The organism is Janibacter hoylei PVAS-1 (genome assembly GCF_004025845.1).
Taxonomy (GTDB): domain Bacteria; phylum Actinomycetota; class Actinomycetes; order Actinomycetales; family Dermatophilaceae; genus Janibacter; species Janibacter hoylei.
This window is the reverse complement of sequence record NZ_PIPF01000007.1, coordinates 143,857-169,143: the sequence shown is the minus strand read 5'-3', so window position 1 is coordinate 169,143 and position 25,287 is coordinate 143,857. Positions and strand designations below refer to the sequence as shown.

The following is a 25,287-nucleotide window of genomic DNA, read 5'->3' as shown; positions in this document are numbered from 1 at the left end:
AGCCTCCCCATCTGTCGCGCACGCTCCAGAGGTGCCTGATCCACGAGGTCCTGGCGCCTGAGAGGTTCCGGGGAGTTTGCCCCTTCGGCGCCCCGCGGTGATCCGCGAGGACTCTCCCCCGTGGGGTGAGCAGCGCGCTCAGGCTATCAGCGTGCCGCCGGTCGTCGCGCTCTAGGCGAGCTTGGCGCGGCGACGGGCGGACAGCTCGTCGCCGGGGATCTCCGTGGGGCCGGAGTCGGCGGCGTCGTCGCCGCCCATGCGCTCGCTCGGGATCTCGAGCAGGGATCCCTCGACCTCACGCCACACGCGACCGACGGCGATGCCGAAGACGCCCTGCCCTCCCTGGACGAGGTCGATGACCTCGTCAGCGGAGGTGCACTCGTAGACGCTCGCGCCGTCGCTCATCAGGGTGATCTGGGCGAGGTCCTCGACCCCGCGCTCGCGCAGGTGCTTGATGGCCACCCGGATCTGCTGGAGGGAGACGCCCGTGTCGAGCAGTCGCTTGACGACCTTGAGGACGAGGATGTCGCGGAAGCCGTAGAGCCGCTGGCTCCCCGAGCCTGCCGCACCTCGCACGGAGGGCTCGACGAGGCCGGTCCGGGCCCAGTAGTCGAGCTGGCGGTACGTGATGCCCGCGGCGCTGCACGCAGCCGGCCCGCGGTAGCCGATGTCCTCGGACAGCTCGGGCAGGTCGTCGTCGAAGAGCACGCCCTGGGCGCGGACCGGGGTCCTGCTCTCGTCACTCGTGGCGTCCACTGCGCCCTCCCACCTAGCCGTCGGTCCCAGCCGATGACGGTTGGGAATGACACCGGTGTCGTACCGGTGTGTCTTCGACGCTACGGCGGGGGGGCGTGAGGCGTCAAACATCCGCGCCGTGCGGGGCGCCCGCGTGTCGGTAACGATCTCGTCGCGGACCGGTCCGCTCAGGTCGCCGGAGGGTCCTCGTCGGGTGCCTCGAAGTCCTCGGGTGAGACCTCGTCGAGGAACTCCTTGAACTTCGCGACCTCGTCCTCCTCCTCGTCGGAGGACTCGATGCCCACCTCGTCGAGGACGGCGTCCGTGGCGACGATCTGCGCGCCGGTCCGCAGGGCCAGGGCCACGCCGTCGGAGGTACGGGAGGAGATCTCGGTCCCGTCGTCGAGCACGAGGGTCGCGTGGAAGACGCCCTCCAGCACCGCGTCGATCCGCACCGTCGTCAGCTCGCGACCGACCGCGGCGATGACGTCGACGAGCAGGTCGTGGGTCAGGGGTCGTGGCGGCTCGACGCCCTCCTGCGCGTAGGCGATCGCGGTGGCCTCCGCCGCGCCGATCCAGATCGGCACGTGTCGACCTCCGTCGCGCTCCCGCAGGAGCACGATCGGCTGGGAGGTGGGCATCTCCACCCGGACACCGAGGACGTCGAGCGGCTTCACCCTCCTACCGTATCCCTCCGGTCACGGAGTGGAGTCAAGGCCTCGACGCACCAGGGCGACGTGCAGCTCCAGGCAGTCCTCGAGGACCTGCCGGCGGACCGTCGCGTCGTCGAGACCCGCCGCCCCCGCACCCCGGTCGCGCAGGGCCTGCTGGCCGAGGACGTGGTCGGCGAGGCTGACCTCGCGCTCGGCGGCGCTCTTGAAGGGCCGCAGGTGTCGGACGTCGACGCCTGCGGCGACCAGGGACCCGCAGGCCCGAGCCACTCCGAGGTCGTCGGCGTCGAAGTGGTCGCGTCCCTTGGGGAGCAGGCCGTACGAGACGAGCTCGCGGAAGGTCCCGGTGTCGATGTCCGCGGCGTGCTGCAGCTCGATCGCGGTCAACCGCAGGGGCCGCTGCCCAGCGCGTGCCGCCAGCCGGTCGGGGCGCTCGGCCTGAGGACGTGGCGGCGGGGCGACGTCACCGTCGTCCCCGACCTCCAGACCGCGGTCGAGAGCGTCCAAACGCTCGCGGATGACCTTCAGCGGCCAGAAGCGGTCGCGCTGTGCGGACAGCACGAAGCGGAGACGTTCGACGTCGGCCACCGTGTACTTGCGATAGCCCGAGGGGGTCCGCTCCGGCGAGAGCAGGCCCTCGCTCTCGAGGTAGCGCACCTTGCTGATCGTGACGTCGGGGAACTCGCCCTGGAGCCGGGCGATGAGCGCACCGATCCCGAGCCGCTCGTCGGTCAACGGTCAACTGGCGGCGCTGGCGTAGTACACGAGGCGGAACTTGCCGATCTGGACCTCGTCACCGGTGCGCAGACTCGTCTGGTCGATGCGCTCCTTGTTGACGTAGGTGCCGTTGAGCGAGCCCACATCACGCACGCCGAAGCCCTGGTCCTCGCGGGAGAAGACCGCGTGCTTGCGCGAGACGGTGACGTCGTCGAGGAAGATGTCGCTCTCCGGGCCGCGACCGGTCGTCACCTCGGTGTCGTCGAGGAGGAAGCGCGCGCCGGTGTTGGGGCCGCGCAGGACGATCAGGAGCGCGGTGCCCGGGTGCAGGGCGTCGACGGTCGCCTGCTCCTCACGCGTGAGGTGGTAGTCGGAGTCGGGGATTTCCGCCGGCAGTCCGCTGTCGACGCCCGTGAACTGCTGCGTCGCCGGGTCCTGCCGTGCGGGCCTGTTGGCCTCGTTGCCGCTCATCCAGCGCTCCTCCTGTCGTGTGCGTGATCAAGCGTACGTGACCGGCCCGACATCGGGCCGGTCACGGTCGTGCAAAAGACGTCAGCCGATCTCGGCCCGGTAGCCGGCCGCGTCGAGCAGACCGGAGGTGTCCGCACCCTCGGCGAGCTTGAGCTCGTACATCCACCCCTGCTCGTAGGGGTCGGAGTTGACCAGCTCGGGCGTCGCGTCGAGCGCCTCGTTGACGGCCGTCACCGTGCCGCCGAGCGGTGCGTACAGGTCGCTCACCGACTTCGTCGACTCGACCTCACCGCAGGAGTCGCCGGGCTCGATCGTGTCGCCGACCGCCGGGAGGCTCACGTAGACGACGTCACCCAGTGCCTCCTGGGCGTAGTGGGTGATGCCTACCCGGACCGTGCCCTCCCCCGCGTCGCGCACCCACTCGTGGTCGCTCGTGTACCTCAGGTCCTCGGGGTAGGTCGCGTCGCTCATCTCTCTCCTCATCGAGCCCGGATCAGTTCGAGCCGTCGGTCGGCTCCGGGACGGGCTGAGCGTAACGAGGTGACGAATCGGTGTGCAACGCCTCGACGTTGATCGACTGGTACTCGGTGATCGTCACGTCGCCGCCCTTGCTGCGGACCGACTCCGAGACGCCGCCCGGGATCTCCATCGCCGAGCTCATCGTCTGCGGGTCCCCGATGACGATGATGTCGAAGGGGCCGGTCACGGTGGTGCCGTCGACCTCGACGCCACCGTCGGCGTCCCTGAACCAGGTGCTGGCGACGATGCGCACGCCACCGATCTGCATGGCCTCGGCGCCGGCATCGCGTAGCTCCTGGATGGTGTCGAGCAGGACCGCCGCGTCGACCTGCCCGTCGCCGTCCTCGATGTGCAGACGGATCCCCGGACCCGTGGCGCGCTCGGTGCCCGCAAGGATCCCGAGCGTGTCGGCACGCTCCTGTGCCGCGGCGATCGCCTCCGGCGAGGTGGCGTCGCTGTCGGCCAAGCCGTCACGGGTCGCCTCGAGCTCGGCGATCTCGTCGTCGAGCCGTGCGCCGTTCTGGGTCACGTCGTCGAGGATGCGCACGAGCTCGTCCTGGCGCAGGTCCTCCAACCCCTGGGCCTGCGTCTGGCGGACCTGCGTGGCGATGGCGAATCCCAGCAGGCAGGCGAGCAGGAGGGCGAAGGCATTGGCCCGGGTCGCTCGGGGCCGCGCCATGAGGTAGACCCGCCGCCACGCGCTCACCGACAGCTGCTCCGGGGCCGACTCGTCGGCCTCGTCCCGCGAGCCCGTCATGCCTTGAAGAGGTGTCGCCGGATGGAGGCGACGTTGGAGAAGATCCGGACACCGAGGACGACGACCACGCCGGTCGACAGCTGCGACCCGACGCCCAGCTGGTCACCGAGGAAGACGATGAAGGCGGCCACGACGACATTGGACAGGAAGCTGATGACGAAGACCTTGTCGTCGAAGATCCCGTCGAGCGTGGCCCGGACGGCACCGAAGACGGCATCGAGCGCAGCGATGACGGCGATCGGGAGATAGGGCTGCATCCAGATCGGCACGTCGGGCTGCAGGACGAGACCGAGGATGATCCCGGCCACGAGTCCTAGGGCGGGGATCACTTGGTCTCCTTCTTCAGTGGGGTCTCCTCGGGCACCGTGCCACCGCGCGGGATGACGTCGGCCAGCCGGGTGCTGACGTTGACGGCGCTCGGCAGGTCCAGCTCCTGCTGCGCGGTCAGCGAGGTCTGGATGCCGTAGTTGTTGCGCAGGCCGGTGAGGTACGAGCCGGCGCTGCCCTCGGCGAAGCGGGTCTGCATCTGCGTGGGGTCGCCGATCGCCTCGATGGTGTACGGCCGCGTCAGCGGTCGGAAGTTGACGAGGATCGCCTCGCCGGCGAACCGGATGGCCGTCCTGGAGGTCAGTCGCTGCCCGTTGACGGTGATCGCCTCCGCCCCCGAGGCCCAGAGACCGTTGGTGATGATCTGCATGTCGCGGGACTGGACCCTCCCTTCGGCATCGGTACCCGTCCGCGGGTCGCCGTCAGCGCTGCGCTGGGCGCCGGGGGCGTCGTCGAGGGTGATCCGCAGACCGGGCCCCTGCACCGCGGCCAGGCCGCTCTCCACCCGCAGGGCGTCGAGCTCCTCGCGCTGGGTCCCGACGAGGTCCGGGTCGAGCTGGGCCGTCGCCGTGTCGACCTCCTGCTGGAGGGCTCGCGCACGGGTGTCGCGGGTCTCGACGCTGGCCTGACGGTCCTCGATCTGGCGGATCAGGTCCGCCCGTGCAGCAGCGCGTGCCCCGTCGCGCCCGCGCAGCTCGGCCGTGCTGATGCCGACGACCAGACCGATGACGAGGAGCCAGCTGAAGAGCACCCACCGCCTGCTCCCGGCGCTCGCCGGCAGCCCACGTGCGACCCGTCGGTCGGCGGCGGCCTGGTACCCGGGGTCGAGTGGACGCTCGAGCATCGACGTGAGCAGGGTCATGGAGGCGTCTCGGCGTGGCGGCGGGTGAGCGACACCGGATGCGTCGGCGTACTCGTCCTCGCCCTCGCCGAGGTCGTCGGAGTCCACCCGCGTCTCCGGTGCCTCGTCGGGTAGGTCTGGGCGCACGTGTCACTCCTTCCGATCATGTCGACGGCCACGGGCCTCCGGTCCAGCGTAGGCGGTGCACCGGGTGCCAGAGTGGAGGCATGGGACCACGCCTGCTCACCCTCGACGAGACCACCCTGCGCCGGCGCACGAGTATCAAGTGGCGGCAGTACGCCCCCGACGTGCTGCCGCTGTGGATCGCCGAGATGGATGTCATGCCCTCCCCCGCGGTCGTCGAGGAGCTGAGCCGGATCGCCCGTGACGGTGACACCGGTTACCCCGTCAACGCCGCGTACATGGAGGCGGTCGCCGCCTTCTACGCCGAGCACGGGGCCGCGGTCGACCCGGCGCTGACCCGCCCGGTCGCCGACGTCATGACAGGCATGCGGGCGGCCATGTGCGCGCTGACGAGACCGGGCGACCCCGTGTACATCACCGTCCCCGTATACCCGCCCTTCCACTCGACCGTGCTCGAGTCGCAGCGTCGCCTCGTGACCGTGCCCCTCGGCCCGACGGGCCGGCTCGACCCTGCAGCGCTCGACGAGGCGATGGGGCGCGAAGGGCGGGGCGCGCTCCTCCTCGCCAACCCCCACAACCCCACCGGCACGGTCCCGACGCCGGATGAGCTCCGCGCGGTGGCCCAGGTCGCCGACCGGCACGGCGTGGGAGTCGTGTGCGACGAGGTGCACGCTCCGCTCGTCCTGCCGGGGGCGACCTGGACTCCTGCGCTGGCCCTGCCCGAGACCCAGTCGTGGCTCGCCGTCTTCTCCGCGGCGAAGGGGTGGAATCTCCCCGGGGTCAAGGCGGCCGGCATCGTCAGTGGGTCCGCCGCCGGGGACGTCGTCGCCGCCCTGCCGGACGGGCTGCCCTACGGCACGAGCCACCTGGCCGTGCGCCTGCACACCGTCGCCCTCGAGCAGGACCGCGACTGGCTCGCGGACCTCATCGCCGACCTCGATGCCAACCGGGCCCTGCTCGCCCGCCTCCTCGCCGAGCGCCTGCCGGCAGCCACTTGGCGACCCGTCGAGGCGACCTACCTCGCCTGGCTCGACCTGCGGGCCCTCGACCTCGGGCCGGACCCGGCGCGTCACCTGGCGACGACGGCGAAGGTCGCCCTCATGTCGGGCCTCCCCTTCGGAGCCGGCGAGGGCCACGCCCGGCTGAACTTCGCGACCTCTCCCGAGCTGCTCACCGAGGCCGTCGATCGGGTCGCCGCGGCCACCGGGTGACGGGGGCCACTCCCCCCTTCGTCCCGGGTGGTCGGGATCACGAATCGACGAACCCTCTTGTGGCACAAGCGAATTCGCCCACCTTGGGGCATGCTGACTTGATCTGTGGGCTGGTCACGTTAGGTTGCAACAGGTGACCGCTGACCCAGACCCGCACTCGACCGACTCCCCCTTCGTCCTGCGACGGCCGACCGTCGAGGACGGTGGTGCCATGTGGCGCGTCGCCCGTGACTCGCAGACGCTCGACCTCAATTCGTCGTACGCCTACCTGCTGTGGGCCCGCGACTTCGCCGCGACCAGCGTCGTCGCCGAGCGCGACGGTGCCGTCGTCGGCTTCGTCAGCGGCTACGTCCGGCCCGACTCCCCCGAGACGCTCATGGTCTGGCAGGTCGCCGTCGACGCCGACCAGCGAGGCCACGGGCTGGCCGGCCGCATGCTCGACCACCTGGCCGAGCAGGTCCCCGACGTGACGATGCTCGAGACGACCATCACGGACGACAACGCGGCCTCCCGGGCTCTCTTCGCCCGCTTCGCCCGCATTCGTGACGCACAGCACGAGGAGACCGACCTCTTCGTGAAGGCCCACTTCCCCGACGAAGGGCACGACCCGGAGGTGCTGCACCGCATCGGACCGTTCTGACCCGGCCGCCACGACAGCTCCCCACACACTCCCTTCGAGGAAGGATCCCTGACATGACCAACCCCGCCACCGAGATCTTCACCCAGCGCGAGTCCGAGGTGCGCTCCTACTGCCGCAACTGGCCGGTCGTCTTCGACACGGCCAAGGGCGTGCACCAGACCACCGAGGACGGCGAGGTCTACACCGACTTCTTCTCTGGTGCAGGCGCACTCAACTACGGGCACAACAACGATGTGCTCAAGCAGGCTCTCCTCGACTACGTCACCCGTGACGGCGTGACGCACTCGATGGACATGCACACCAAGGCCAAGCGCGACTTCCTCGAGACCTTCACCGAGGTCATCCTCGAGCCGCGCGGCATGACCCACAAGATCCAGTTCCCCGGCCCGACCGGCACCAATGCCGTCGAGACGGCGCTGAAGACCGCGCGCAAGGTGACCGGGCGCGAGGAGATCGTCTCCTTCACCAATGCCTTCCACGGCATGACGCTCGGTTCGCTCGCCGTGACGGGCAATGCCTTCAAGCGGGCCGGTGCCGGCACGCCGCTCTACCACGCGACCTCGGCCCCCTACGACGACTACATCGTCGGCGAGACCTCCGACTTCGCCTGGCTCAAGCGCATCTGGGCCGACAGCGGCTCTGGTCACAACCTGCCCGCCGCGGTCATCGTCGAGACCGTCCAGGGCGAGGGCGGCCTCAACGCGGCCCGGGGCGAGTGGCTCAAGGAGCTCGAGGGCCTGTGCAAGGAGCACGGCGTCCTGCTCATCATCGACGACGTCCAGGCCGGCTGCGGCCGTACCGGCACCTTCTTCTCCTTCGAGCCCTTCGGCCTCGACCCCGACATCATCACGCTGAGCAAGTCGATCTCCGGCTACGGCCTGCCGATGGCGCTCACGCTCATGAAGCCCGAGGTCGACGACTGGGAGCCCGGCGAGCACAACGGCACCTTCCGCGGCCACAACCCGGCCTTCGTCACCGCGACCACGGCGCTGCGCACCTACTGGACCGACGACACGCTGCAGCGCAACGTCGCCGAGCGCACGGCCCAGCTGCGCGAGCGCCTCGAGGTCCTCGCGGGCCTTGCCGAGGGCAGCGAGCTGCGTGGTCGCGGCCTCCTCTCCGGTGTCGCCTTCGCCGACAAGGAGGTCGCCGAGAAGATCGCCAAGGCGGCCTTCGCCCACAAGCTGCTCGTCGAGACCTCCGGTCCGTCCAGCGAGGTCGTCAAGGTCATGCCACCGCTGACCATCACCGAGGAGGAGATGGCTGCGGGTCTCGACCAGCTCGAGGACGCGGCCCGCGAGGTCCTCGGCGCGCCGGCTCGCACCGGCGCCTGACCCCCCTTCGCCCCACCGAACTGCACCACGAGACAAGGAGATCCGCATGAAGGTCCTCAACGTCAACGATCTGGACGGGACCGAGTACGACGTCACTCACGGCAACTGGCAGAGCCGCCGGATGGTGCTGGCCAAGGACAAGGTCGGCTTCAGCTTCCACATCACGATCCTCAAGGCCGGGACGTCCTCGGAGTTCTGGTACGCCAACCACGTCGAGGCGGTCTACGTCTACCAGGGCAAGGGCACGCTCCTCGACCGCGACACCGGCGAGGAGTACATCCTCGAGCCGGGTGTCATGTACATGCTCGACGACGCGGACAAGCACACCGTGACCGTCGAGGAGGACATCCACTGCGCGTGCGTCTTCAACCCGCCGGTCACCGGTCGTGAGGTCCACGACGAAAACGGCGTGTACCCGGTCCTCACCGAGGACTGAGCACTCCCCCGGCAACGGCCGGGCGAAGGGGGGCGGACCCGGTGCGGTCCGCCCCCCTTCGCGCTCTCCCGACGAGGACGGGATCAGTGGTGACGCAGAGCGTTGATGAGTTCGGCCTTGTCCATCGACGACCGCCCCTCGATCTCGAGCTCTCTGGCGCGCTCGCGCAGCTCGTCGACGCTCCAGTCGTCGTACGACCCGGACTCTCCGCCGCGGCGCCCGACCTCGGAGCGTGAGCTGTTGGCCGCGGCGTTGGCGATCCTGGCGGCCTTCTCCTTGCTCGCTCCGTCGTCGCGCAGCTCCTCGTAGAGCTCGTCGTCCTTGACGCTCGGGCCTGGTGTCCGCTCGGGCATGGTGTGCTCCTCTCGTGGTCACGTCAGACGCTCCTACCCCCGCCCCGCGTGACATGCACCGGGCGGCATGATCCACCTGCGATGGGGTAGATGGGCAGCATGGACGACTCTACAGCCGGACCGCACGCCGACCACGCTCCGTGGCAGGCACCCCTCGAGCGCACGGCCGTGCGCGCCGTCGACCTGCAGGAGGGCCTTCTTCGAGGATCCTGCACTCGCCGGGTGCCGGGACTCCTTCCAGCGCGGCCTCTACCTCGTGCTCGTCCTCCTCGCGACCGCCACGACGACCGCGCTCGTCGCGCCGATCGCGATCCACCGCCGGGTCTTCAGGTGGCGTCGCAAGGACCCGCAATCCGGAACCTGAGACACCGCTTCCACCCGCTGGTCACGGCGTTTCGGATGGCGGCAGGAAGTGGATCTCCGTAACGTCGAGCAACGTGCCAAGCCGCGCCTGCGCGGAAAAGATCAAACCCTAGGAGATCCATGAGCACGCAGAACACCGCGGGTGACCCCGCGTCCGAAGGCGCGGAGGGCGTGGCCTTCGAGGACCTGCCCGACCGTCCCACGATCCGCAAGGCCGTCGCCGCCTCCGCGATGGGCAATGCCACCGAGTGGTACGACTACGGCGCCTACGCCGTCGTCGCGACGTACATCGGGCACCACTTCTTCCCCGGCGAGCACGAGACGCTGCTGACCCTCGCCACGCTGGCCGTCTCCTTCATCGCCCGTCCCTTCGGCGGCTTCTTCTGGGGCCCGCTCGGCGACCGGCTCGGTCGCAAGGGCGTCCTCGCGATGACGATCATCATGATGTCGGCCGCGACCTTCTGCATCGGTCTGCTGCCCACCTACGAGACGATCGGCATCGGCGCGCCGATCCTGCTGATCATCCTGCGCCTGATCCAGGGCTTCTCGACCGGTGGTGAGTACGGCGGCGCCGCGACCTTCATGGCCGAGTACGCCCCGGACAAGCGACGCGGCCTCTACGGCAGCTTCCTCGAGTTCGGCACGCTCGGTGGCTTCGCCCTCGGTGCCGGCATCGTGCTCGTCCTCCAGCTCGTCCTCGGTGAGGCCGCCATGGAGGACTGGGGCTGGCGTCTGCCCTTCTTCGTCGCCGGCCCGCTCGGTGCCATCGGCCTCTACCTGCGCTCCAAGCTCGACGAGACCCCGGTCTACGAGGAGCTCGACGAGGCCGGCGAGAGCGAGGACTCCGCGACCAAGGGTCTGCGCGACCTCATGGTCGAGTACTGGAAGCCGATGCTGACGATGGCCGGCCTGGTCATCCCGCTCAACGTCGTCAACTACACCCTGCTGACGTACATGCCGACCTACCTCGGCACGAAGATCGGCATGGGTGAGACCGAGTCGCTCGTCGTCATCATCGTCGGCGAGGTGCTGATGATGATGCTCATCCCCCTCGCCGGGCACTTCTCCGACATCGTCGGACGCCGCCCCATGTGGTGGTTCTCGCTCATCGGCCTCTTCGTCTTCGCGCTGCCGATGTACTTCCTCATGGGCACCGGCTTCGTCGGGGCGATGGTCGGCTTCGCGGTGCTGGGTCTGCTGTACATCCCCCAGCTGTCGACGATCTCGGCGACCTTCCCCGCGATGTTCCCCGCGCACGTGCGCTTCGCCGGCTTCGCCGTGACCTACAACGTCTTCACGGCCGCCTTCGGTGGCACGGCGGCCTCGGTCAACGAGGCCGCCGTCGAGGGCACCGGCTTCCTCGAGTTCCCGGCGGCCTACATGATGGGCGCCTGCGTCATCGGCATGATCGCGATGCTCTTCTTCAAGGAGACCGCCGGTGCCTCGCTGCACGGGCGCGACATCCCGGAGTCGGAGCCGGAGGACTACGGCTCCGAGGCGATCGCCGAGGAGTCCGCGGCGCTGGACGCCTGCGGTCGCTGACCGGAGGCACGAGCACGAAGGGAGGTGACCGCGGCGAGTCCGCCGCTCACCTCCCTTCGTCGCTCTCTAGACTCACCCCGTGAACGGTCCCGAGTCACGCGACGCTGCGCACCCCCGCCTGCTGGCCCAGGCGGCCCGGATGCGTGCGCACATGCGCACGGTGCGTCACCCCGGGACCAACGGCTGGATCAGCACGTGGGGCACCAATGCGCACGGGGAGATCGCTGGCTGCCCTCCGCCGAGCGGCTGAGGCGCCCTGCGACGACGGGCGCCGACAGGCAGCCCACCTCTCCTCCACCAGACAGGTCCCACCCATGTCCCAGTCCCCCCGATCCACGAGCCGTCTGGCTCCCCACGAGCTGTGGCGCGGCGTGCACGCCACCGCCCAGAGCGATGCCGTCGGCGGCGCCCTCCTGCTCGTCGCCACCGTCGTGGCCCTGCTCCTGGCCAACTCCCCCGCCACCGACCTCTACACCTCGGTCCGTGACTTCACCATCGGCCCCCACGCCCTGCACCTCGACCTGACGATCGGCGAGTGGGCCGCCGACGGGTTGCTCGCGATCTTCTTCTTCGTCGTCGGGCTGGAGCTCAAGGAGGAGTTCGTCGCGGGCAAGCTGCGCGACCCGCGGCAGGCGGCCCTGCCCATCGCCGCTGCCTTCGGCGGTGTCGCCGTGCCGGCCCTGATCTTCGCCGGCATCGCGGTCTCGTCCGACTCGGAGGGCGCGATGCGCGGGTGGGCCATCCCGACCGCGACCGACATCGCCTTCGCGGTCGCGGTCCTGGCCGTGGTCGGGCGCTACCTGCCCCCGGCGCTACGTGTCTTCCTGCTCACCCTCGCGATCGTCGACGACCTCATCGCCATCACGATCATCGCCGTGGTCTACACGCAGGGCCTGCACCTGCAGTGGCTGCTGCTCGCCCTCGTGCCCCTCGCGGTCTTCGCGGTGCTCGTGCAGCGCGGCGTCATCACGTGGTGGCTGCTCGCGCCGCTCGGCGTGCTGACCTGGGCGCTCGTGCACGCATCGGGGATCCACGCCACGGTCGCCGGCGTGCTGCTCGGTTTCACCGTACCCGTCGTCGCCACCCAGCGGGCTCGGGTGCAGAGCTCGACCGACGAGGACGGGACCCCGGTCTACGACGGTCTGACGGCCTACTTGGCCGACCAGTGGGGGGTCTTCACGACCCTCGTCGCCGTGCCGGTCTTCGCCTTCTTCTCGGCCGGCGTCACCGTCGGCGGGCTCGAGGGCTTCCGCACGGCCCTGCAGGACCCGATCACCCTCGGGATCATCGCGGGCCTCGTCATCGGCAAGCCGGTCGGCATCACTCTGACGTCCTTCGCGCTGAGTCGCCTGCCGGCCTTCGAGCTCGACGAGAGCCTGCGCTGGCCGGACATCATCGGCATGGGTTTCGTCGCCGGCGTGGGCTTCACCGTCTCGCTCCTCGTCGGCGAGCTCGCCTACGGCACGGCCAGCGTCGCCGACGAGCACGTCAAGATCGGCGTGCTGCTGGGTTCGCTCGTCTCGGCGGTCGTCGGTGGTGGTTTCCTCGCCGTCCGCAGTCGCGCCGCGCACGCAGCGGGGGCCACCGCCAGCTGACGAGCTGGATCAGGCCGAGGCCCTCAGCGCGCTGAGCAGCTGGGCCTCGGCCTGGTCGAGGTACTCGCCCAGGGCCTGCTCCGCCGCATCGTGGCGCCCGGCCTCGAGGTGGTCGACGATCACCGTGTTGTGCGCGAGGTAGGGCTCGTGGAAGGTGCGCGGGTCGTCCATCGTGCTGAAGACGAGGCGCATCTCCGCGAGCACCTGTCGCATTGCGTCGTCGAGGCGGCGGCTGCCGGCCAGGAGGGTCAGCTCCCGGTGGAAGTGCATGTTGGCCGAGCCGAGGCCACGCCAGTCTTCGGCCGCGGCGGCGCGTCTCCCTTCGTCGACGGCCGCCCGGACGCCGGACAGGTCGCCTCCGGTCGCGGCGAGCCGGCGCACCGCCGCCGTCTCGAGGATCCGCCGGAAGGCGTACAGGTCGCGCACGTCGTCGGCCCCGAGCGTGCGGACGAAGACGCCGCGGTTGAACTCGTGGACGACGAGACGCTCGTGCCCGAGCAGGTGGAAGGCCTCGCGCAGGGTGTTGCGGGAGACGCCGAGCGCGCCCCCGATGCGTTCCTCGGACAGGCGGGTCCCCGGCGGCAGGTCGCCCTCGATGATCCGGGTGCGCAGCGCATCCGCCACCTTTTCGCTGGCGCTCGCGCGGCCCATCGACCCCCGCTCGGCCTCGAGTGCTGCGAGCCAGTCCTGCGTCATCCCGTCCACCCCTTCGTCACCGGTACGCCGCGACTGTAGCCGACGAGGGTATTGCCGGATTGTTGAACAATCGCTACTTTGGGTCATCGGGAGCACACCGAGGTGGTCCCGTGAGCGACGAGGAGAACCCCGATGACGCAGGCTCCCAGCCCCGACACCCGCGGCGACGGATCGGTCGTGCCACCGCCCGGCACGGCCGCGACGGCCACGAAGGGCGCGCTCCTCGGGGCGATGTTCCTCATGGCCACGAGCGCGATCGGCCCGGGCTTCATCACCCAGACCACCGTCTTCACCGCCCAGCTCGGCGCCGCCTTCGCCTTCGCGATCGTCATCTCGATCATCGTCGACATCGCCGTGCAGCTGAACGTCTGGCGCGTCATCGGCGTCTCCGGTCTGCGCGCCCAGGACCTCGCCAACAAGGTCATCCCCGGCTTCGGCTACGTGCTCGCCGGACTCGTCGTCTTCGGCGGGCTCGTCTTCAACATCGGCAACATCGGCGGCACCGGACTGGGTGCCAACGCCATGCTCGGCGTCGACGCCAAGATCGGCGGTGCGATCTCCGCGCTCGTCGCCATCGGTATCTTCGTCAGCAAGCGCGCCGGGGTGGCCATGGACCGGATCGTCGTCGTCCTCGGTGTGCTGATGATCGCGATGGTCGCCTATGCGGCCGTCGCGACCGAGCCGCCCTACGGCGAGGCGCTCAAGCAGACCGTCATGCCCGACAAGGTCGAGTTCCTCATCATCACCACCCTCATCGGTGGCACCGTCGGCGGCTACATCACCTACGCCGGCGCGCACCGCATCGTCGACTCCGGCATCACCGGCCCCGAGCGCGTCGCCGAGATCAGCCGCGGATCGATCACCGGCATCCTCGTCACCGGTGTCATGCGGGCGCTGCTCTTCCTCGCGATCCTCGGCGTGGTCGTCGGTGGGGTCAACCTCGTCGGCGTCGACAACCCGCCCGCTGTGGCCTTCGAGTCGGCGCTCGGCACGGTCGGGCTGCACATCTTCGGCGTCATCCTCTGGGCGGCGAGCATCACGAGCGTCATCGGCGCCTCGTACACCTCGGTCAGCTTCCTGACGACCTTCAGCGAGACGATCAAGCGGCACGCGCAGTGGGTCGTCATCGGCTTCATCGTCTTTTCGGCAGCCATCTACCTCTCCCTCGGGCAGACCCCGGCGACGCTGCTCGTCCTCGCCGGTGCGCTCAACGGCCTGATCCTCCCCTTCGGCTTCGGCATCCTCATCTGGGTGGCGCTCATGCGCCGCGACCTGCTCGGCGGTTACCGCTACCCCAAGGTCCTGGCCTACGTCGGGCTCGCCGTGTGGCTGCTGACGATCTACCTCGGCTACGAGTCCTTCAGCGGGATCCTCGACCTCTGGGAGCAGTGAGCCGCAACACCGGCCGAGACGTACGACGACAGGAGCAGATGATGCAGATCGACCTCAATGCCGACCTCGGCGAGAGCTTCGGCAGCTGGACCCTCGGCGACGACGACGCGATGCTCGACGTCGTGACGAGCGCCAACGTCGCGTGCGGCTTCCACGCGGGCGACCCCACGGCCCTGCGGCACAGCTGCGAGGGTGCGGCGGCGCGGGGCGTCGCGATCGGGGCCCAGGTCGGCTACCGCGACCTGGCCGGCTTCGGCCGGCGCTTCATCGACATCGCGCCGGCCGAGCTGACCGATGACGTGCTCTACCAGATCGGCGCGCTCGAGGCCTTCGCCAAGGTCGCCGGGACGCGGGTGCGCTACGTCAAGCCCCACGGCGCGCTCTACAACGCCATCGTCCACCACGAGGAGCAGGCCGCCGCGGTCGTTGCGGCCGTCGTGCAGTACGACCCGACGCTGCCGGTCCTCGGCCTGCCCGGCTCGGCCTGGTTGCGGCTCGCCGGCGAGGCCGGTCTGACGACCGTCGGCGAGGCCTTCGCCGACCGGGCCTACACCCCCGAGGGCACCCTCGTCTCGCGACGCGAGGCCGACGCCGTGCTCCATGACCCCGACGAGATCGCGCAGCGGTGCGTCCGCATCGCGACGAAGGGAGAGGTCGTCGCCGTCGACGGGACGGTGGTCCCGGCCCCGGCCGGGTCGCTGTGCGTGCACGGCGACAGCCCCGGTGCCGTCGAGATCGCCCGGCGCGTGCGTGCCGGTCTCGAGGAGGCCGGGGTGCGGCTCACCCCCTTCGTCGGGGAGGCCGCATGAAGCTGCTGCCCGCCGGCGACACCGCGCTGCTCGTCGAGCTCGGTGACCTCGAGGAGGTCCTCTCGCTCTACGCCCAGCTCGACGAGGACCTGCCCGACGGGGTCGTCGACATGGTGCCGGCCGCCGCGACCCTCCTGCTGACGCTCGACCCGGCCCGTACCGCCGTCGAGCGTCTGTCCCGCACCGTGTCCACCCTGACCGTGGGCACCCACGGCCGGGCCGCCGCCGGTGAGGTCGAGATCCCTGTCGTCTACGACGGGGAGGACCTGGCCGACGTCGGTCGCCTGACCGGGCTGGGTGAGCGAGGCGTCGTCGAGGCGCACACTGCAACGCCGTGGACGGTCGCCTTCTGCGGCTTCGCGCCGGGCTTCGGCTACATGGTCGGCGGCGACGATCGGCTGCGGGTCCCCCGCCGCGACAACCCGCGCACCCGGGTCCCGGCGGGCTCGGTGGCCATCGCCGGCGAGTTCGCCAGCGTCTACCCCCGGGAGTCCCCGGGGGGCTGGCAGCTCATCGGTCGCACGTCACTCGAGGTGTGGGACATCGGGCGCGAGCCGCCCGCGCTGCTCGTGCCCGGCACCACCGTGCGCTACGTCGAGGTGACGTCGTGAGCGCCCCGCGGGCGCTGGAGGTCGTCGCGACCGGGCCGCAGACGACAGTCCAGGACCTGGGCCGGGTCGGGCTCGCCGGGCTCGGCGTGGGCCGCTCCGGGGCCGCGGACCCGGGCTCGCTGCGCCTCGCCAACCGGTTGCTGGGCAACCCGGAGGCGACGGCCGCCCTCGAGGTGACCTTCGGCGGGCTGGAGGTGCGGGCGCGCGGGGGGCATGTGGGTCGTCGTCACCGGTGCCACGACGCCCATGACCATCGACGGGCGGCCCGTCGGACACGCAGCCGTGACCTGGCTCCCGGACGGGGCCTCCCTTCGGCTGGGGGCGGCGACAGCCGGCCTGCGCAGCTACGTCGCCGTGCGCGGTGGCATCGACGTGGAGCCGGTGCTGCGCTCACGATCCACCGACACCCTCGCCGGGCTGGGCCCGGCCGTGCCCTCGCCCGGCACCGTGCTGCCCGTGGGAGGGGCACCCTCCGGCGTGCCGCTCGTCGACGTGGCGCCCGTCGCGGCACCGACCACCGGCGAGGTGCGGCTGCGGATCGTGCGCGGACCCCGCGACGACTGGTTCGCCCCCGGCGCCGTGGAGGCCCTACTCGGCGGCACCTACGAGGTCACCTCCGAGAGCGACCGCGTCGGCATGCGACTGTCCGGACCGCGGCTGGAGCGGGCCCGTGAGGGCGAGCTCAAGAGCGAAGGGATGGTGCCCGGCGCCCTGCAGGTGCCGCCCACCGGTCAGCCGACCCTCTTCCTCGCCGACCACCCGGTGACGGGCGGCTATCCCGTCATCGGGGTCGTCGTCACCGCCGACATCGGGCGTGCCGCGCAGGCACAACCCGGGCAGCACATGCGCTTCGTCCTCGAAGGGAGCACCCACCATGGCTGACCTCGACCCGGCAACCCTGATCCCCGAGGAGGCCCGCGCCCGGTTTCGCGCAGGGCTGTCCGTCCCAACCTCCGGCTGGAGCGCCGGCTGGACTCAGGCCAACCTCATCGCGGTCCCCCGCGAGCAGGCCTACGACGTGCTCCTCTTCGCCCAGCGCAACCCCAAGCCCTGCCCCGTCCTCGACGTCACCGAGCCGGGCGAGGTGGCCTGCGAGATCTTCGACGGCGACCTGCGCACCGACCTGCCGGGCTACCGCGTGTACGAGCACGGCGAGCTCGTCGACGAGGTGACCGACGTGCGCGACCTGTGGCGCGAGGACCTCGTCGCCTTCCTCATCGGGTGCAGCTTCACCTTCGAGGCGGCCCTGCTCGAGGCCGGTGCGCCGGTGCGGCACATCGAGACCGGCAACAATGTGCCGATGTACCGCACCAACCGTCCGTGCCGCTCGGCCGGATCGATCGGCGGCCCGCTCGTGGTGTCGATGCGACCGATGCCCGCCGAGCAGGTGGCCACCGCCGTGCGGGTGACCTCGCGCTACCCGGCGGTGCACGGTGCCCCGGTCCACATCGGCGACCCGGCCGCCCTGGGAATCCGTGACCTGGCGGCGCCCGACTTCGGTGACCCGGTGCCGGTGCACGAGGGCGAGGTCCCGGTCTTCTGGGCCTGCGGGGTGACCCCGCAGGCAGCGATCATGGAGTCTCGTCCCCCCTTCGCCATCGGGCACGCGCCCGGGATGATGGCCATCACCGACGCACTCGACAGCGACTACCTCGTGCCCTGAGCCGACTGGCACTCGGCCGCCCACGGTTGCGATCGGGCCATGTCGCCCGGCGGCGTTGGTGCCACCTGGTTGCCCGGAGAAGGGGGACCAGGCGACCGCAACGCCACCGGGCACCGGCACTCAGCTCCGGGCTGACGGGACCCGCACACCCGCCGAAAAGGTAAGAGCCGGACCTACGAAACGTAGGTCCGGCTATGACGATGTCCTGAGACATCACACGGTCGGGCTGACAGGATTTGAACCTGCGACCCCTTGACCCCCAGGCGTCCAAACGGCTCCGACCAAGCCGGATTCCGCGTGATTCCGGGGTCAGATCATGCAGAACACGTCACGGGATGCATGGTTTGCATGATTCTGGTCCCCTTCTGGTCCCCTTCTGGTCCCCCTACGACCGAGCGAGATGATCGCCGCGTGGCTCTTGTCCTGGCGTCCCTCGCTCAGCCCCAACTCGGCTCTCCGGCGGCCGGAACCGCGAAGCGTGCGCGACGATCGTCTGGCCAACAACCTCGCCGAGGCGCACTGGTACGGCGTTGCCGATGAGGCGTCCCAGCACGCTGAAGCGGACGGGCTCGCCCGGAGGTACGAACTTGTACTTGGGTGGGAAGGTCTGCAAGATCGCAGCTTCCCGCAAGGAGATGGCCCGATCCTGCTCGGGGTGACCGAACCGCCCGTTCCCGTACCCGAAGCACTGGGTAGTGATCGTCGGACTCGCGTCGTCCCACGACATCCGGCCATACACACTCGGATACGTGGCGCCCGTGCTCTTCCGATGACAGGCGGCCTGGAGCGCATCGGGCCAGTCGCGCCATGTACCGCCCGGCTTCGAGTGGCGTATCCGTTCAAGGTTGGTTTTACTCAATCGTGACGCGACATGCAGACGGTCTTTCGGGTCTGACTCACCAGCCTCGATCGGACGGAGGCGACCGATGGCCTCCCGCACGGTCCTCACACGCTCGGTGTCTTGCGCCAGCGTGAGGCCGTCAGCGCCCAGCTTGGAGGCGATGAGAACCAGGCGCTTGCGTGTCTGCGGGATGCCCACCCGGACCGCTTGAACGACAGACCACTCAACTGAATAGCCATCCAAGTTCTCCAAGAACTGATCGAAGACGGGATGGTCGAGTAACTGAGGAACATTCTCCATCGTGACCAGATCGGGCTGGACTTCCTTCACGAGCTTGCCGAACGTCTCAACAAGTTGCCAGTCGTCTCCGCGCTTCTTGCTCCTGCCCGACCGGCTGTACGTTGAAAACGGCTGGCATGGGGCGCATCCAGCGATCATGCTGATGTCGGCACCGCCAATCATGGCTGCAACGTCAGACGCCGAAAGTTCATTGACATCACGTTCAATGAACTTGGCCTTGTTATTGGCCTCGTAGGGATACTTGCACGCCGGGTCGATATCGATGCCCGCAACAACTTCGATACCTGCCTGGACGAGGCCGTATGTCAGGCCGCCAACTCCGCAGAACAGATCGACGGCACGAATCGTCGGAGCGTTCTCGCCCTCACTCATCAAGCGACCACTCCTTCCGTCTCCATCTGCTCTTTGCTCTTCGCAATCTCGACCTGGATAAAGCTCACGAAACATCCAACTGCTTCTCTCAGATAGTCTCCGACCGCAGTAGCGAGGACCTTGAGCTCCGCTACCGTCACGCCATCGCTGCAGTCAACGAATGACAGCGACCCATGAGCAAGTCCGTTGCGACGGTTCTTAACTAGTTTGAGGGCGCCCATGTCATCTCGAATGTGACGCTTTGCCGCTTCGAGGACATCAGGTGAGAGCGTCAGGCCACAGCCAACTCGTTCACATATCTTCTCAATCGAAGAGTCGTCCCAGTTTCCGCCCCCACCAGGTTCGATCTTGAACCCTTTGACAGGCATCTGCTGCAACAACTGCTCGCACAGATCAAGTGCCGCTTGCAGACGTTTGTCCGGCCCCAGATCGCTATGAGTGCGCGCGATCGAACGCACCCACTCAGTTCGGAGACCAATGCTTAGCTCGCTCGGACGCCGTTCCGCTTCCTCGACGGCGGCGACAACCGCTTCCAAGCATCGGAGCACGGTGGCTTCTACGAGGTTGTAGAGCTGTAGGTAGAGACTTGAGTTGAGAATCTTCTTCTGCTCAGTGGTGATCGGAGCGTCGGTTCCACGCAGGCGGGGTGTGCCCTCGCGGGCGGCATCCTCGACGTTCTGCAGAAAAGAGAGGTACGCCTCTATTTCTTCGTACCTCTCCTCAAAAAACGGAGCAAGATCAATCGTCGCCATGCCCCACCAGCTTGTGCTTCACGAAATCAATACGTCCGCGAAGGCGAGCGATCGCATTCGCACCGTCCGAACTCGTGATCTTCTGGAACTCCGGCAGACCAATCCAGGAGGCGACATCAATCTGGTCGGCCGGGCGGTCGGCAAGCTCCGGCATCTCAGCCAGTGCCCGGTCAACGCCGATAGCAATCGACTCGAATCGCGTCCGCGGCGTGGCCGTGCTCTTCTCGGCTTTACGGAATCCGAACGGGAAATTGCGTGACACAAAATCAAGAACAGCATTGAACCGCTGGCGATATGCGTCCGCCAGGTCCGGGTTTGAAGCGAACTCTTGATTCATCTTCTTTGAGTAAGTGAAGAGGAAGTCGGAAGGCCGGTCTCGATAGCCGTCAAGACCGTCTCCGTAAGCGAAGAGTCGCGTGACGAGTTCCTCGTAGCCACGCTCTCTCTTGGCCTTCGCTGGCATCGGCGCGAGCTGGGCAAGGAGCGGCACGTTAGCAAGTTCAGTTACAACGTCCAGGAACGGCCCAGCGAGAGCGCCACGACGAATCTCTGCATTGTTGGCGATCTTGCTGCCCGTGTTGATGCGCTCAAACATGTCGAGCCGCGCCGCCTCATCGGCATGCTCATTCAGAACGATGCCGCGAACTGATCGGTTCTTGATCTTTCGCTGCCTCGACTCGGGGAGGTCATCGAAACGGAATCCCGACAGATGTGTCAGAGGATCAAGTTCGCCAAGCTGGAATCCGCCGTAAATGAACTCTTCGATAGTGCGCAGTCTCTGCGAGCCGTCAACGATTTCCAGCCGCCCGTCCGGCATCTCCCAGAAGAAGATGAACGGAATCGGAAGACCCATAATCAATGACTCAATGAACCGAGACTTACGACGCTCCTCCCAGGTGAACTCGCGCTGATACGCGGGCACGACATATTCGCCGTCGCGGACCTTCTGGGCCAGCAGCTCGACGGAATACTCCGTGAGGAAGAAGTCGATTCGTTTGGACTGCTCAACGATCTGCGCTTCGGCAAGCTCGATCTGCTCCGCAGTCGGTCGATCCTTGGACCGCGCCACCATCGCACCTCCTCCTTCTGCTTGCTTCACCTCCGACAGGTAGGCCTTGCCTCTAGGCTACCGGGGCGCTGCCCTTGCCACCGCGACGACAGGCGGGCGAACCCCAAGCCCACGTCACAGGATGCCGGGTGCCTCCGACATCTGTCGGCTGCCCTCGCCCTCCCCCACGTCGGCGACTCGTCGGACCCTCCGTTCCTGTGCTTGGACGAGCACGAGCTGGACGAGGCTGACCGGCCCGATCCAGAAGAACTTGAGGGCGTTCCACGCGAACAGCAGGACCAGCAGGTAGAGAGGACCGGGGCCTTCCCGCAGGATGATCGTGTGGCAGATCGCTGTGGCGTAGTAGTAACCGCCGCCCAGGAGCAGCATGGCGGGGATGCCCCACTTCAAGCCTCGACGGCGGTAGCGGATGGCGCCGAGCAGCAGGTTCGTGGGCGCGTACTGGAAGACGCCGTAGCCTCGTTCGCTCAGGTTCATGGATTGGCGAATCATTGCGGGCCTCTTTCCTCGTCATAGCGCGACGTGTTCCGTCGTGGAGGCGGCTATGAACCGAGTGCCCGCGAGGGGCCGTCCCGAAGGACCCGCGTAGTTTGCTGAACCTGCCTCATCTCACAGTCTACGACTGACGTGTGACGGAGGGAACCCCTCGCTGAGCGCAAGAGCGTGTACCTCGTCGGTGACCTTGGAGCGAGAGGACACCGATCATGGCGACGATGGCCGAGCAGGTACAGGACGAGCGGCAGGCGCGAGCCGTGCTGTCGATGATCGCCGAGCCGAACGACCCAGCCACCGGCATTGTCCTCGCCCATCACGGCGGCGTCGAGACGCTGCGCCTGATCCAGGCCGACGACGACGTGCCCTGTCTCGCTCGCGCCGAGGCGCTGATGTGGCGCGAGCGGCTTACCGAACGGATCACGCCCGGCCTGCTGGATCAACTGGCGCAGGCGGAGCGGCACGGGTTCGGCACGCTCATTCCTGCCGACAAGGAGTGGCCCGCCGGCCTGAACGACTTGGGCGATCGTGCTCCGTACCTGCTGTGGATGCGCGGGGCGGTCTCGTTCCTGATGACGCCACTGAGCGATCGAGCCACGATCACCGGCTCTCGTGCCTCAACCCAATACGGCGAGCACGTCACGGGCGAGCTGGCGATGGGCCTGGCCGATGAGGAACGGGTCATCGTCGCCGGTGGCGCTTACGGGATCGAAGGGGCCGCGCACAAGAGCGCGCTGGCCGCGGGCGGTCAGACGATCGCGGTCCTGGCCGGTGGGCTGGATCGTCCCTACCTGGCCGGACATTCCGAGCTGCTGAACCGGATCGGGGATATCGGGCTGCTGGTCAGCGAACTGCCACCCGGCTCTGCGCCGACAAAGCACAGGTTCCTCGCCCGTAGTCGCCTGTTGGCGGCACTGTCGGGTGCGACCGTGATCCCCGAGGCCGGGCCTCGATCCGGGTCGATGACCACGGTCATCGACGCACGCGACCTCGGCCGGGGCGTCGGCGCCGTGCCTGGTCCGCTGACCAGCGTCGCGAGCGCCGGACCGAACGTACTCATCAAGCAAGGATTCGCCTCGCTCGTCACGCAGCCCAGCGACGTGATCGACCTTCTCGACGCCGACCCGAGCCCAGGTCGGGCCATGACCCGACCCGAGATCGGACGCGAGTTCGGGCACCGGCGGCCGTCACGGAGCACGCCCGGACGCTCTCTCTGAGTTCGAGGTGCCCGCGCCGAGAACGCCGCGCGGGTGCTCCGCTCTGCTTCTGAGATAGTCTTGGGGCTATGGGGTCACCTGAGTCAGACAGAGCAGGGCTGCCGGCACGCCGGTAGCCCTGGATGCTGACGTTCTTCCCCACCAGCCTCGTCGCACGCGCGCCCTGAGTCGTCGCGTCCGTTGAGCCCGTGCATCCGAAACACCGGCCGTGCCTTTCGCACCCGTATTCGTCTCATGTTTCGGAAAGCACTCTCATGCCCTTCTTGCTGTATCTACTTGCCCTCGCCGTCTTCGCTCAAGGAACTTCCGAGTTCGTCTTGGCTGGCCTGCTACCGGCTATCGCCACCGAGCTTGGCGTCTCACTGAGTCAGGCCGGTCTCCTGACCTCCGCGTTCGCGGTCGGAATGGTCATCGGCGCGCCGGTGATGGCCGCTAGCGGCCGGAGGCTATCGCCGCGGTGGACCATGACCGGGTTCCTCGCCGTCTTCGTGGTCGCACATGTCGTCGGTGCCGTCACTGGGTCGTTCGTCATTCTCATCCTGACCCGGTTTGTCGCTGCGTTGGCGAACGCCGGGTTCCTTGCCGTCGCTTTGTCGACGGTCGGCCAGATCGTTCCCGCCCACCGGCGCGCACGCGCCCTGGCTGTGATCCTCGCTGGCACCACGCTCGCGCTGATCGCCGGTGTTCCTCTCGGGGCTCTTGTCGGTGAGGCATTGGGATGGCGCACGACCCTGTGGGCCATCGCTATCATCTGCGTACCCGCACTTATCGCGGTGGTCACGGCGACGCCGACCCGGCCTGACCCGACTGCAGTAGCCACCGCACCGACAACGTTGGGTGCAGAGCTCTCGGTCTTGCGTCGGCGCCCGCTACAAGTCGTCGTGGTCCTGGCGATCTTGGTCAACGGAGCGACGTTCTGCACGTTCACCTACTTGGCTGTGATCGCCGCTGGACCGGGTGGCATCGGTGACCGGGCGGTGCCGGCGCTCCTGGCATTGTTCGGCATCGGCGCCTTTGCTGGTGTCACCTTGGCCGGCCAGCTCGGAGACCGTCACTGGCGCCCGCTGATCGCGATAGCGAGTCCGCTCCTGCTTGTCGGCTGGGCGACTCTCGCCCTGGCACCGACGAGCCCCGCTCTGCTGTGGGTTCTAGCCTTCACACAAGGCGCTCTTTCCTTCACCGTCGGCAGCGCGCTGATCGCCCGGATCATGGCCGAGGCGGAAGCAGCCCCAACGATGTCTGGGTCGTTCTCTACTGCGGCACTCAACATCGGGGCGATCATCGGCCCCATTGCTGGCGGTCTCGCCCTCAACCTCGCCGGAACACGCGGCATCGCTCTGACCAGTGCCATATTCGTCGGCCTCGCTCTGCTTCTGTGGTGGTACCGCACGAGGGCGCATCGGGAGCGTGTCAACTAGGACGGTGGGTCGTCGGACGACACGCATCACTGGGATTCGACAGCGTGATGTCTCCCCGTCGCAGTGGAGCACTCTGGTTCGAGCCGGTCATTGCTCGAACCAGAGTGCTCCGTGCTGCCGTCGTACCGTCGGCCTATGACTGTGTGACCATAACGATCGTCCGTGACGGCGGCGCGGTCTTGGTCGGTGAGTTCGGGAAGCAACTAGTCAATGCCGGTGACGTGATCCTGCTCGGTCCGAACACGCTGTGCGGTGGTGAGCCCGAAGGCCGTATCACGATGACGACAATCTATGCCGACACCGACTATGTGGTCGATCAAGTGTTCTGGCAGTACGTCGGGATGCTGCAAGATCGTCTCGATGCGCAGGTTTTTTACGCCGCCACCTATGTTGAGCCCGCCCAGATTCTTCGACTCGGCGAGGATCGGGCGGAGTCGTTAACGCCGTGGCTGGACGAACTGGTCGCGCTAAGTATCGAAGGCCGGCCAGTGGAGAACTTCTACCGAATGCAGGCGCTCTGGTTCTCGATCACGCACGTCATCGCCCCCTTCATCAAGACCTCTCCGATCCGAACATCCTCAACGCAGCAAGCGACAACGTGGCCCACGTTGCCTCGGCATCGCCGGTTCACCCCGCTGCGCATGGAGGCGCGGAGAGCCGCGGAACTGCTGCGCGCGGACATTGAGCGCCGTTGGTCGGTGTCGGACCTTGCCGATGAAGTCCATTTGTCTAAGTCGCAGATGGGGCGGGTGTTTGTGGAAGCGTACGGCAAGTCGCCCATCGCTTACCTAACAATGCTCCGCACAGAACGGATGGCTCATCTTCTCCGCACTACCGACCGGCCACTTTCCGCTATTGCTCGCGAAGTCGGCTGGCGTGATTCAGACTTCGCTGCGCGACAGTTTCGCCGCGGTATCGGCGTCACGCCAAATCAGTACCGGAGCATCGAACATGCTAAGTCTGCTCGATTGGTAGTCGGGTGACGTGCGGCCACAGGTG

General features: G+C 68.3%; 30 protein-coding genes, 1 pseudogene and 1 riboswitch. Of the genes and pseudogenes, 17 read left to right on the top strand and 14 right to left on the bottom strand.

Going from position 1 to position 25,287, the window contains the following annotated elements; genetic code table 11:
* Positions 1-35: 35 nt before the first annotated feature.
* Positions 36-129, bottom strand: a riboswitch (glycine riboswitch).
* A 42-nt stretch (positions 130-171) separates the two neighbouring features.
* From CWN80_RS07710 to CWN80_RS07675, 8 genes are all read right to left on the bottom strand, one after another.
* Positions 172-756, bottom strand: coding sequence for a MerR family transcriptional regulator (locus CWN80_RS07710; protein WP_007926617.1), 585 nt, complete (start codon positions 754-756; stop codon positions 172-174).
* Between the two features lie 167 nt (positions 757-923).
* Positions 924-1,412 carry a bifunctional nuclease family protein gene (locus CWN80_RS07705; RefSeq protein ID WP_007926615.1) on the bottom strand — a complete coding sequence of 163 codons (489 nt, stop codon included), beginning with the start codon at positions 1,410-1,412 and terminating at the stop codon, positions 924-926.
* 21 nt (positions 1,413-1,433) lie between these two features.
* Positions 1,434-2,141 (bottom strand): transcriptional regulator FtsR, encoded by a 708-nt coding sequence (gene ftsR, locus CWN80_RS07700; RefSeq protein WP_128277092.1) that lies wholly within the window; start codon positions 2,139-2,141, stop codon positions 1,434-1,436.
* A 3-nt stretch (positions 2,142-2,144) separates the two neighbouring features.
* Positions 2,145-2,594, bottom strand: coding sequence for an FHA domain-containing protein (locus CWN80_RS07695; RefSeq protein WP_007926600.1), 450 nt, complete (start codon positions 2,592-2,594; stop codon positions 2,145-2,147).
* 81 nt (positions 2,595-2,675) lie between these two features.
* Positions 2,676-3,065, bottom strand: a complete 390-nt coding sequence (gene gcvH / locus CWN80_RS07690; RefSeq protein ID WP_007926598.1) for a glycine cleavage system protein GcvH — start codon at positions 3,063-3,065, stop codon at positions 2,676-2,678.
* A gap of 22 nt (positions 3,066-3,087) precedes the next feature.
* On the bottom strand, positions 3,088-3,870 hold the full coding sequence (locus CWN80_RS07685; protein ID WP_007926596.1) for a DUF881 domain-containing protein: 783 nt from the start codon (positions 3,868-3,870) through the stop codon (positions 3,088-3,090).
* Positions 3,867-4,199 carry a small basic family protein gene (locus CWN80_RS07680; protein ID WP_007926593.1) on the bottom strand — a complete coding sequence of 111 codons (333 nt, stop codon included), beginning with the start codon at positions 4,197-4,199 and terminating at the stop codon, positions 3,867-3,869. Before CWN80_RS07680 ends, CWN80_RS07685 begins: the two co-directional genes overlap by 4 nt.
* Positions 4,196-5,185: a DUF881 domain-containing protein gene (locus CWN80_RS07675; protein ID WP_128277091.1), complete on the bottom strand. Its 990-nt coding sequence runs from the start codon at positions 5,183-5,185 to the stop codon at positions 4,196-4,198. Before CWN80_RS07675 ends, CWN80_RS07680 begins: the two co-directional genes overlap by 4 nt.
* Positions 5,186-5,265: 80 nt before the next feature.
* On the opposite strand from CWN80_RS07675, the gene CWN80_RS07670 reads away from it, so the two are divergent.
* The 4 genes from CWN80_RS07670 to CWN80_RS07655 all read left to right on the top strand — a co-directional run bounded on the left by CWN80_RS07670 (position 5,266) and on the right by CWN80_RS07655 (position 8,803).
* Positions 5,266-6,393 (top strand): MalY/PatB family protein, encoded by a 1,128-nt coding sequence (locus CWN80_RS07670; protein ID WP_128277090.1) that lies wholly within the window; start codon positions 5,266-5,268, stop codon positions 6,391-6,393.
* A gap of 133 nt (positions 6,394-6,526) precedes the next feature.
* Entirely contained in the window at positions 6,527-7,033 is a 507-nt protein-coding gene (gene ectA / locus CWN80_RS07665) for a diaminobutyrate acetyltransferase (RefSeq protein WP_007926585.1), read from the top strand.
* 53 nt (positions 7,034-7,086) lie between these two features.
* Entirely contained in the window at positions 7,087-8,367 is a 1,281-nt protein-coding gene (ectB, locus tag CWN80_RS07660; RefSeq protein ID WP_007926583.1) for a diaminobutyrate--2-oxoglutarate transaminase, read from the top strand.
* A 46-nt stretch (positions 8,368-8,413) separates the two neighbouring features.
* Positions 8,414-8,803 carry an ectoine synthase gene (locus CWN80_RS07655; RefSeq protein WP_007926581.1) on the top strand — a complete coding sequence of 130 codons (390 nt, stop codon included), beginning with the start codon at positions 8,414-8,416 and terminating at the stop codon, positions 8,801-8,803.
* Between the two features lie 83 nt (positions 8,804-8,886).
* Here the strand turns inward: CWN80_RS07655 and CWN80_RS07650 are convergent, their stop codons facing one another.
* Entirely contained in the window at positions 8,887-9,156 is a 270-nt protein-coding gene (locus CWN80_RS07650; protein WP_007926580.1) for a DUF7218 family protein, read from the bottom strand.
* A 67-nt stretch (positions 9,157-9,223) separates the two neighbouring features.
* On the opposite strand from CWN80_RS07650, the gene CWN80_RS15955 reads away from it, so the two are divergent.
* The 4 genes from CWN80_RS15955 to nhaA all read left to right on the top strand — a co-directional run bounded on the left by CWN80_RS15955 (position 9,224) and on the right by nhaA (position 12,656).
* Complete coding sequence (locus tag CWN80_RS15955) at positions 9,224-9,520, top strand: DUF6328 family protein (RefSeq protein ID WP_272948433.1); 297 nt, start codon at positions 9,224-9,226, stop codon at positions 9,518-9,520.
* A gap of 119 nt (positions 9,521-9,639) precedes the next feature.
* Positions 9,640-11,061, top strand: coding sequence for an MFS transporter (locus CWN80_RS07645; protein WP_007926579.1), 1,422 nt, complete (start codon positions 9,640-9,642; stop codon positions 11,059-11,061).
* Between the two features lie 79 nt (positions 11,062-11,140).
* The gene (locus CWN80_RS15355) at positions 11,141-11,311 is read left to right on the top strand and encodes a hypothetical protein (RefSeq protein ID WP_007926578.1); all 171 of its coding nucleotides are present in this window, start codon (positions 11,141-11,143) and stop codon (positions 11,309-11,311) included.
* A 64-nt stretch (positions 11,312-11,375) separates the two neighbouring features.
* On the top strand, positions 11,376-12,656 hold the full coding sequence (gene nhaA, locus CWN80_RS07640) for a Na+/H+ antiporter NhaA (RefSeq protein WP_040881051.1): 1,281 nt from the start codon (positions 11,376-11,378) through the stop codon (positions 12,654-12,656).
* Positions 12,657-12,665: 9 nt separating this feature from the next.
* On the opposite strand, the gene CWN80_RS07635 is transcribed toward nhaA, so the two are convergent.
* Positions 12,666-13,352, bottom strand: a complete 687-nt coding sequence (locus CWN80_RS07635) for a GntR family transcriptional regulator (protein ID WP_128277089.1) — start codon at positions 13,350-13,352, stop codon at positions 12,666-12,668.
* 132 nt (positions 13,353-13,484) lie between these two features.
* Between CWN80_RS07635 and CWN80_RS07630 the strand changes: the two genes are divergently transcribed.
* The 6 genes and pseudogenes from CWN80_RS07630 to CWN80_RS07610 all read left to right on the top strand — a co-directional run bounded on the left by CWN80_RS07630 (position 13,485) and on the right by CWN80_RS07610 (position 17,827).
* Positions 13,485-14,744 carry an NRAMP family divalent metal transporter gene (locus tag CWN80_RS07630; RefSeq protein WP_007926573.1) on the top strand — a complete coding sequence of 420 codons (1,260 nt, stop codon included), beginning with the start codon at positions 13,485-13,487 and terminating at the stop codon, positions 14,742-14,744.
* A 38-nt stretch (positions 14,745-14,782) separates the two neighbouring features.
* Positions 14,783-15,553: a LamB/YcsF family protein gene (locus CWN80_RS07625; RefSeq protein WP_007926571.1), complete on the top strand. Its 771-nt coding sequence runs from the start codon at positions 14,783-14,785 to the stop codon at positions 15,551-15,553.
* A complete protein-coding gene (locus CWN80_RS07620; protein WP_007926569.1) occupies positions 15,550-16,164 on the top strand; it encodes a 5-oxoprolinase subunit B family protein in 615 nt (204 codons plus the stop codon). The genes CWN80_RS07625 and CWN80_RS07620 overlap by 4 nt, the downstream gene beginning before the upstream one ends.
* Positions 16,089-16,313: pseudogene (locus CWN80_RS16005) on the top strand (urea amidolyase); the annotation flags it as partial. The gene CWN80_RS07620 and the pseudogene CWN80_RS16005, both read left to right, overlap by 76 nt.
* 64 nt (positions 16,314-16,377) lie before the next feature.
* A complete protein-coding gene (locus tag CWN80_RS07615) occupies positions 16,378-17,046 on the top strand; it encodes a 5-oxoprolinase subunit C family protein (RefSeq protein WP_337590134.1) in 669 nt (222 codons plus the stop codon).
* On the top strand, positions 17,039-17,827 hold the full coding sequence (locus tag CWN80_RS07610) for a putative hydro-lyase (protein WP_007926563.1): 789 nt from the start codon (positions 17,039-17,041) through the stop codon (positions 17,825-17,827). Before CWN80_RS07615 ends, CWN80_RS07610 begins: the two co-directional genes overlap by 8 nt.
* A 385-nt stretch (positions 17,828-18,212) precedes the next feature.
* Here CWN80_RS07610 and CWN80_RS07605 read toward each other — a convergent pair whose 3' ends face one another.
* The 4 genes from CWN80_RS07605 to CWN80_RS07590 all read right to left on the bottom strand — a co-directional run bounded on the left by CWN80_RS07605 (position 18,213) and on the right by CWN80_RS07590 (position 21,653).
* Positions 18,213-19,340, bottom strand: coding sequence for a DNA cytosine methyltransferase (locus CWN80_RS07605; RefSeq protein WP_007926561.1), 1,128 nt, complete (start codon positions 19,338-19,340; stop codon positions 18,213-18,215).
* The gene (locus tag CWN80_RS07600; protein WP_083853677.1) at positions 19,340-20,092 is read right to left on the bottom strand and encodes an MAE_28990/MAE_18760 family HEPN-like nuclease; all 753 of its coding nucleotides are present in this window, start codon (positions 20,090-20,092) and stop codon (positions 19,340-19,342) included. The genes CWN80_RS07605 and CWN80_RS07600 overlap by 1 nt, the downstream gene beginning before the upstream one ends.
* Positions 20,079-21,191: a DUF262 domain-containing protein gene (locus tag CWN80_RS07595; protein WP_202865230.1), complete on the bottom strand. Its 1,113-nt coding sequence runs from the start codon at positions 21,189-21,191 to the stop codon at positions 20,079-20,081. Before CWN80_RS07595 ends, CWN80_RS07600 begins: the two co-directional genes overlap by 14 nt.
* An 84-nt stretch (positions 21,192-21,275) precedes the next feature.
* The gene (locus CWN80_RS07590) at positions 21,276-21,653 is read right to left on the bottom strand and encodes a hypothetical protein (protein WP_051987926.1); all 378 of its coding nucleotides are present in this window, start codon (positions 21,651-21,653) and stop codon (positions 21,276-21,278) included.
* A 221-nt stretch (positions 21,654-21,874) separates the two neighbouring features.
* Here CWN80_RS07590 and CWN80_RS07585 point away from each other — a divergent pair, with 221 nt between their 5' ends.
* The 3 genes from CWN80_RS07585 (at position 21,875) to CWN80_RS07575 (ending at position 25,271) form a co-directional block, all read left to right on the top strand.
* Complete coding sequence (locus CWN80_RS07585) at positions 21,875-22,870, top strand: DNA-processing protein DprA (RefSeq protein WP_238148118.1); 996 nt, start codon at positions 21,875-21,877, stop codon at positions 22,868-22,870.
* A 254-nt stretch (positions 22,871-23,124) separates the two neighbouring features.
* Positions 23,125-24,288, top strand: a complete 1,164-nt coding sequence (locus tag CWN80_RS07580) for a Cmx/CmrA family chloramphenicol efflux MFS transporter (RefSeq protein ID WP_128277088.1) — start codon at positions 23,125-23,127, stop codon at positions 24,286-24,288.
* A gap of 143 nt (positions 24,289-24,431) precedes the next feature.
* Positions 24,432-25,271, top strand: coding sequence for a helix-turn-helix domain-containing protein (locus CWN80_RS07575; protein WP_007926549.1), 840 nt, complete (start codon positions 24,432-24,434; stop codon positions 25,269-25,271).
* Positions 25,272-25,287: the final 16 nt, after the last annotated feature.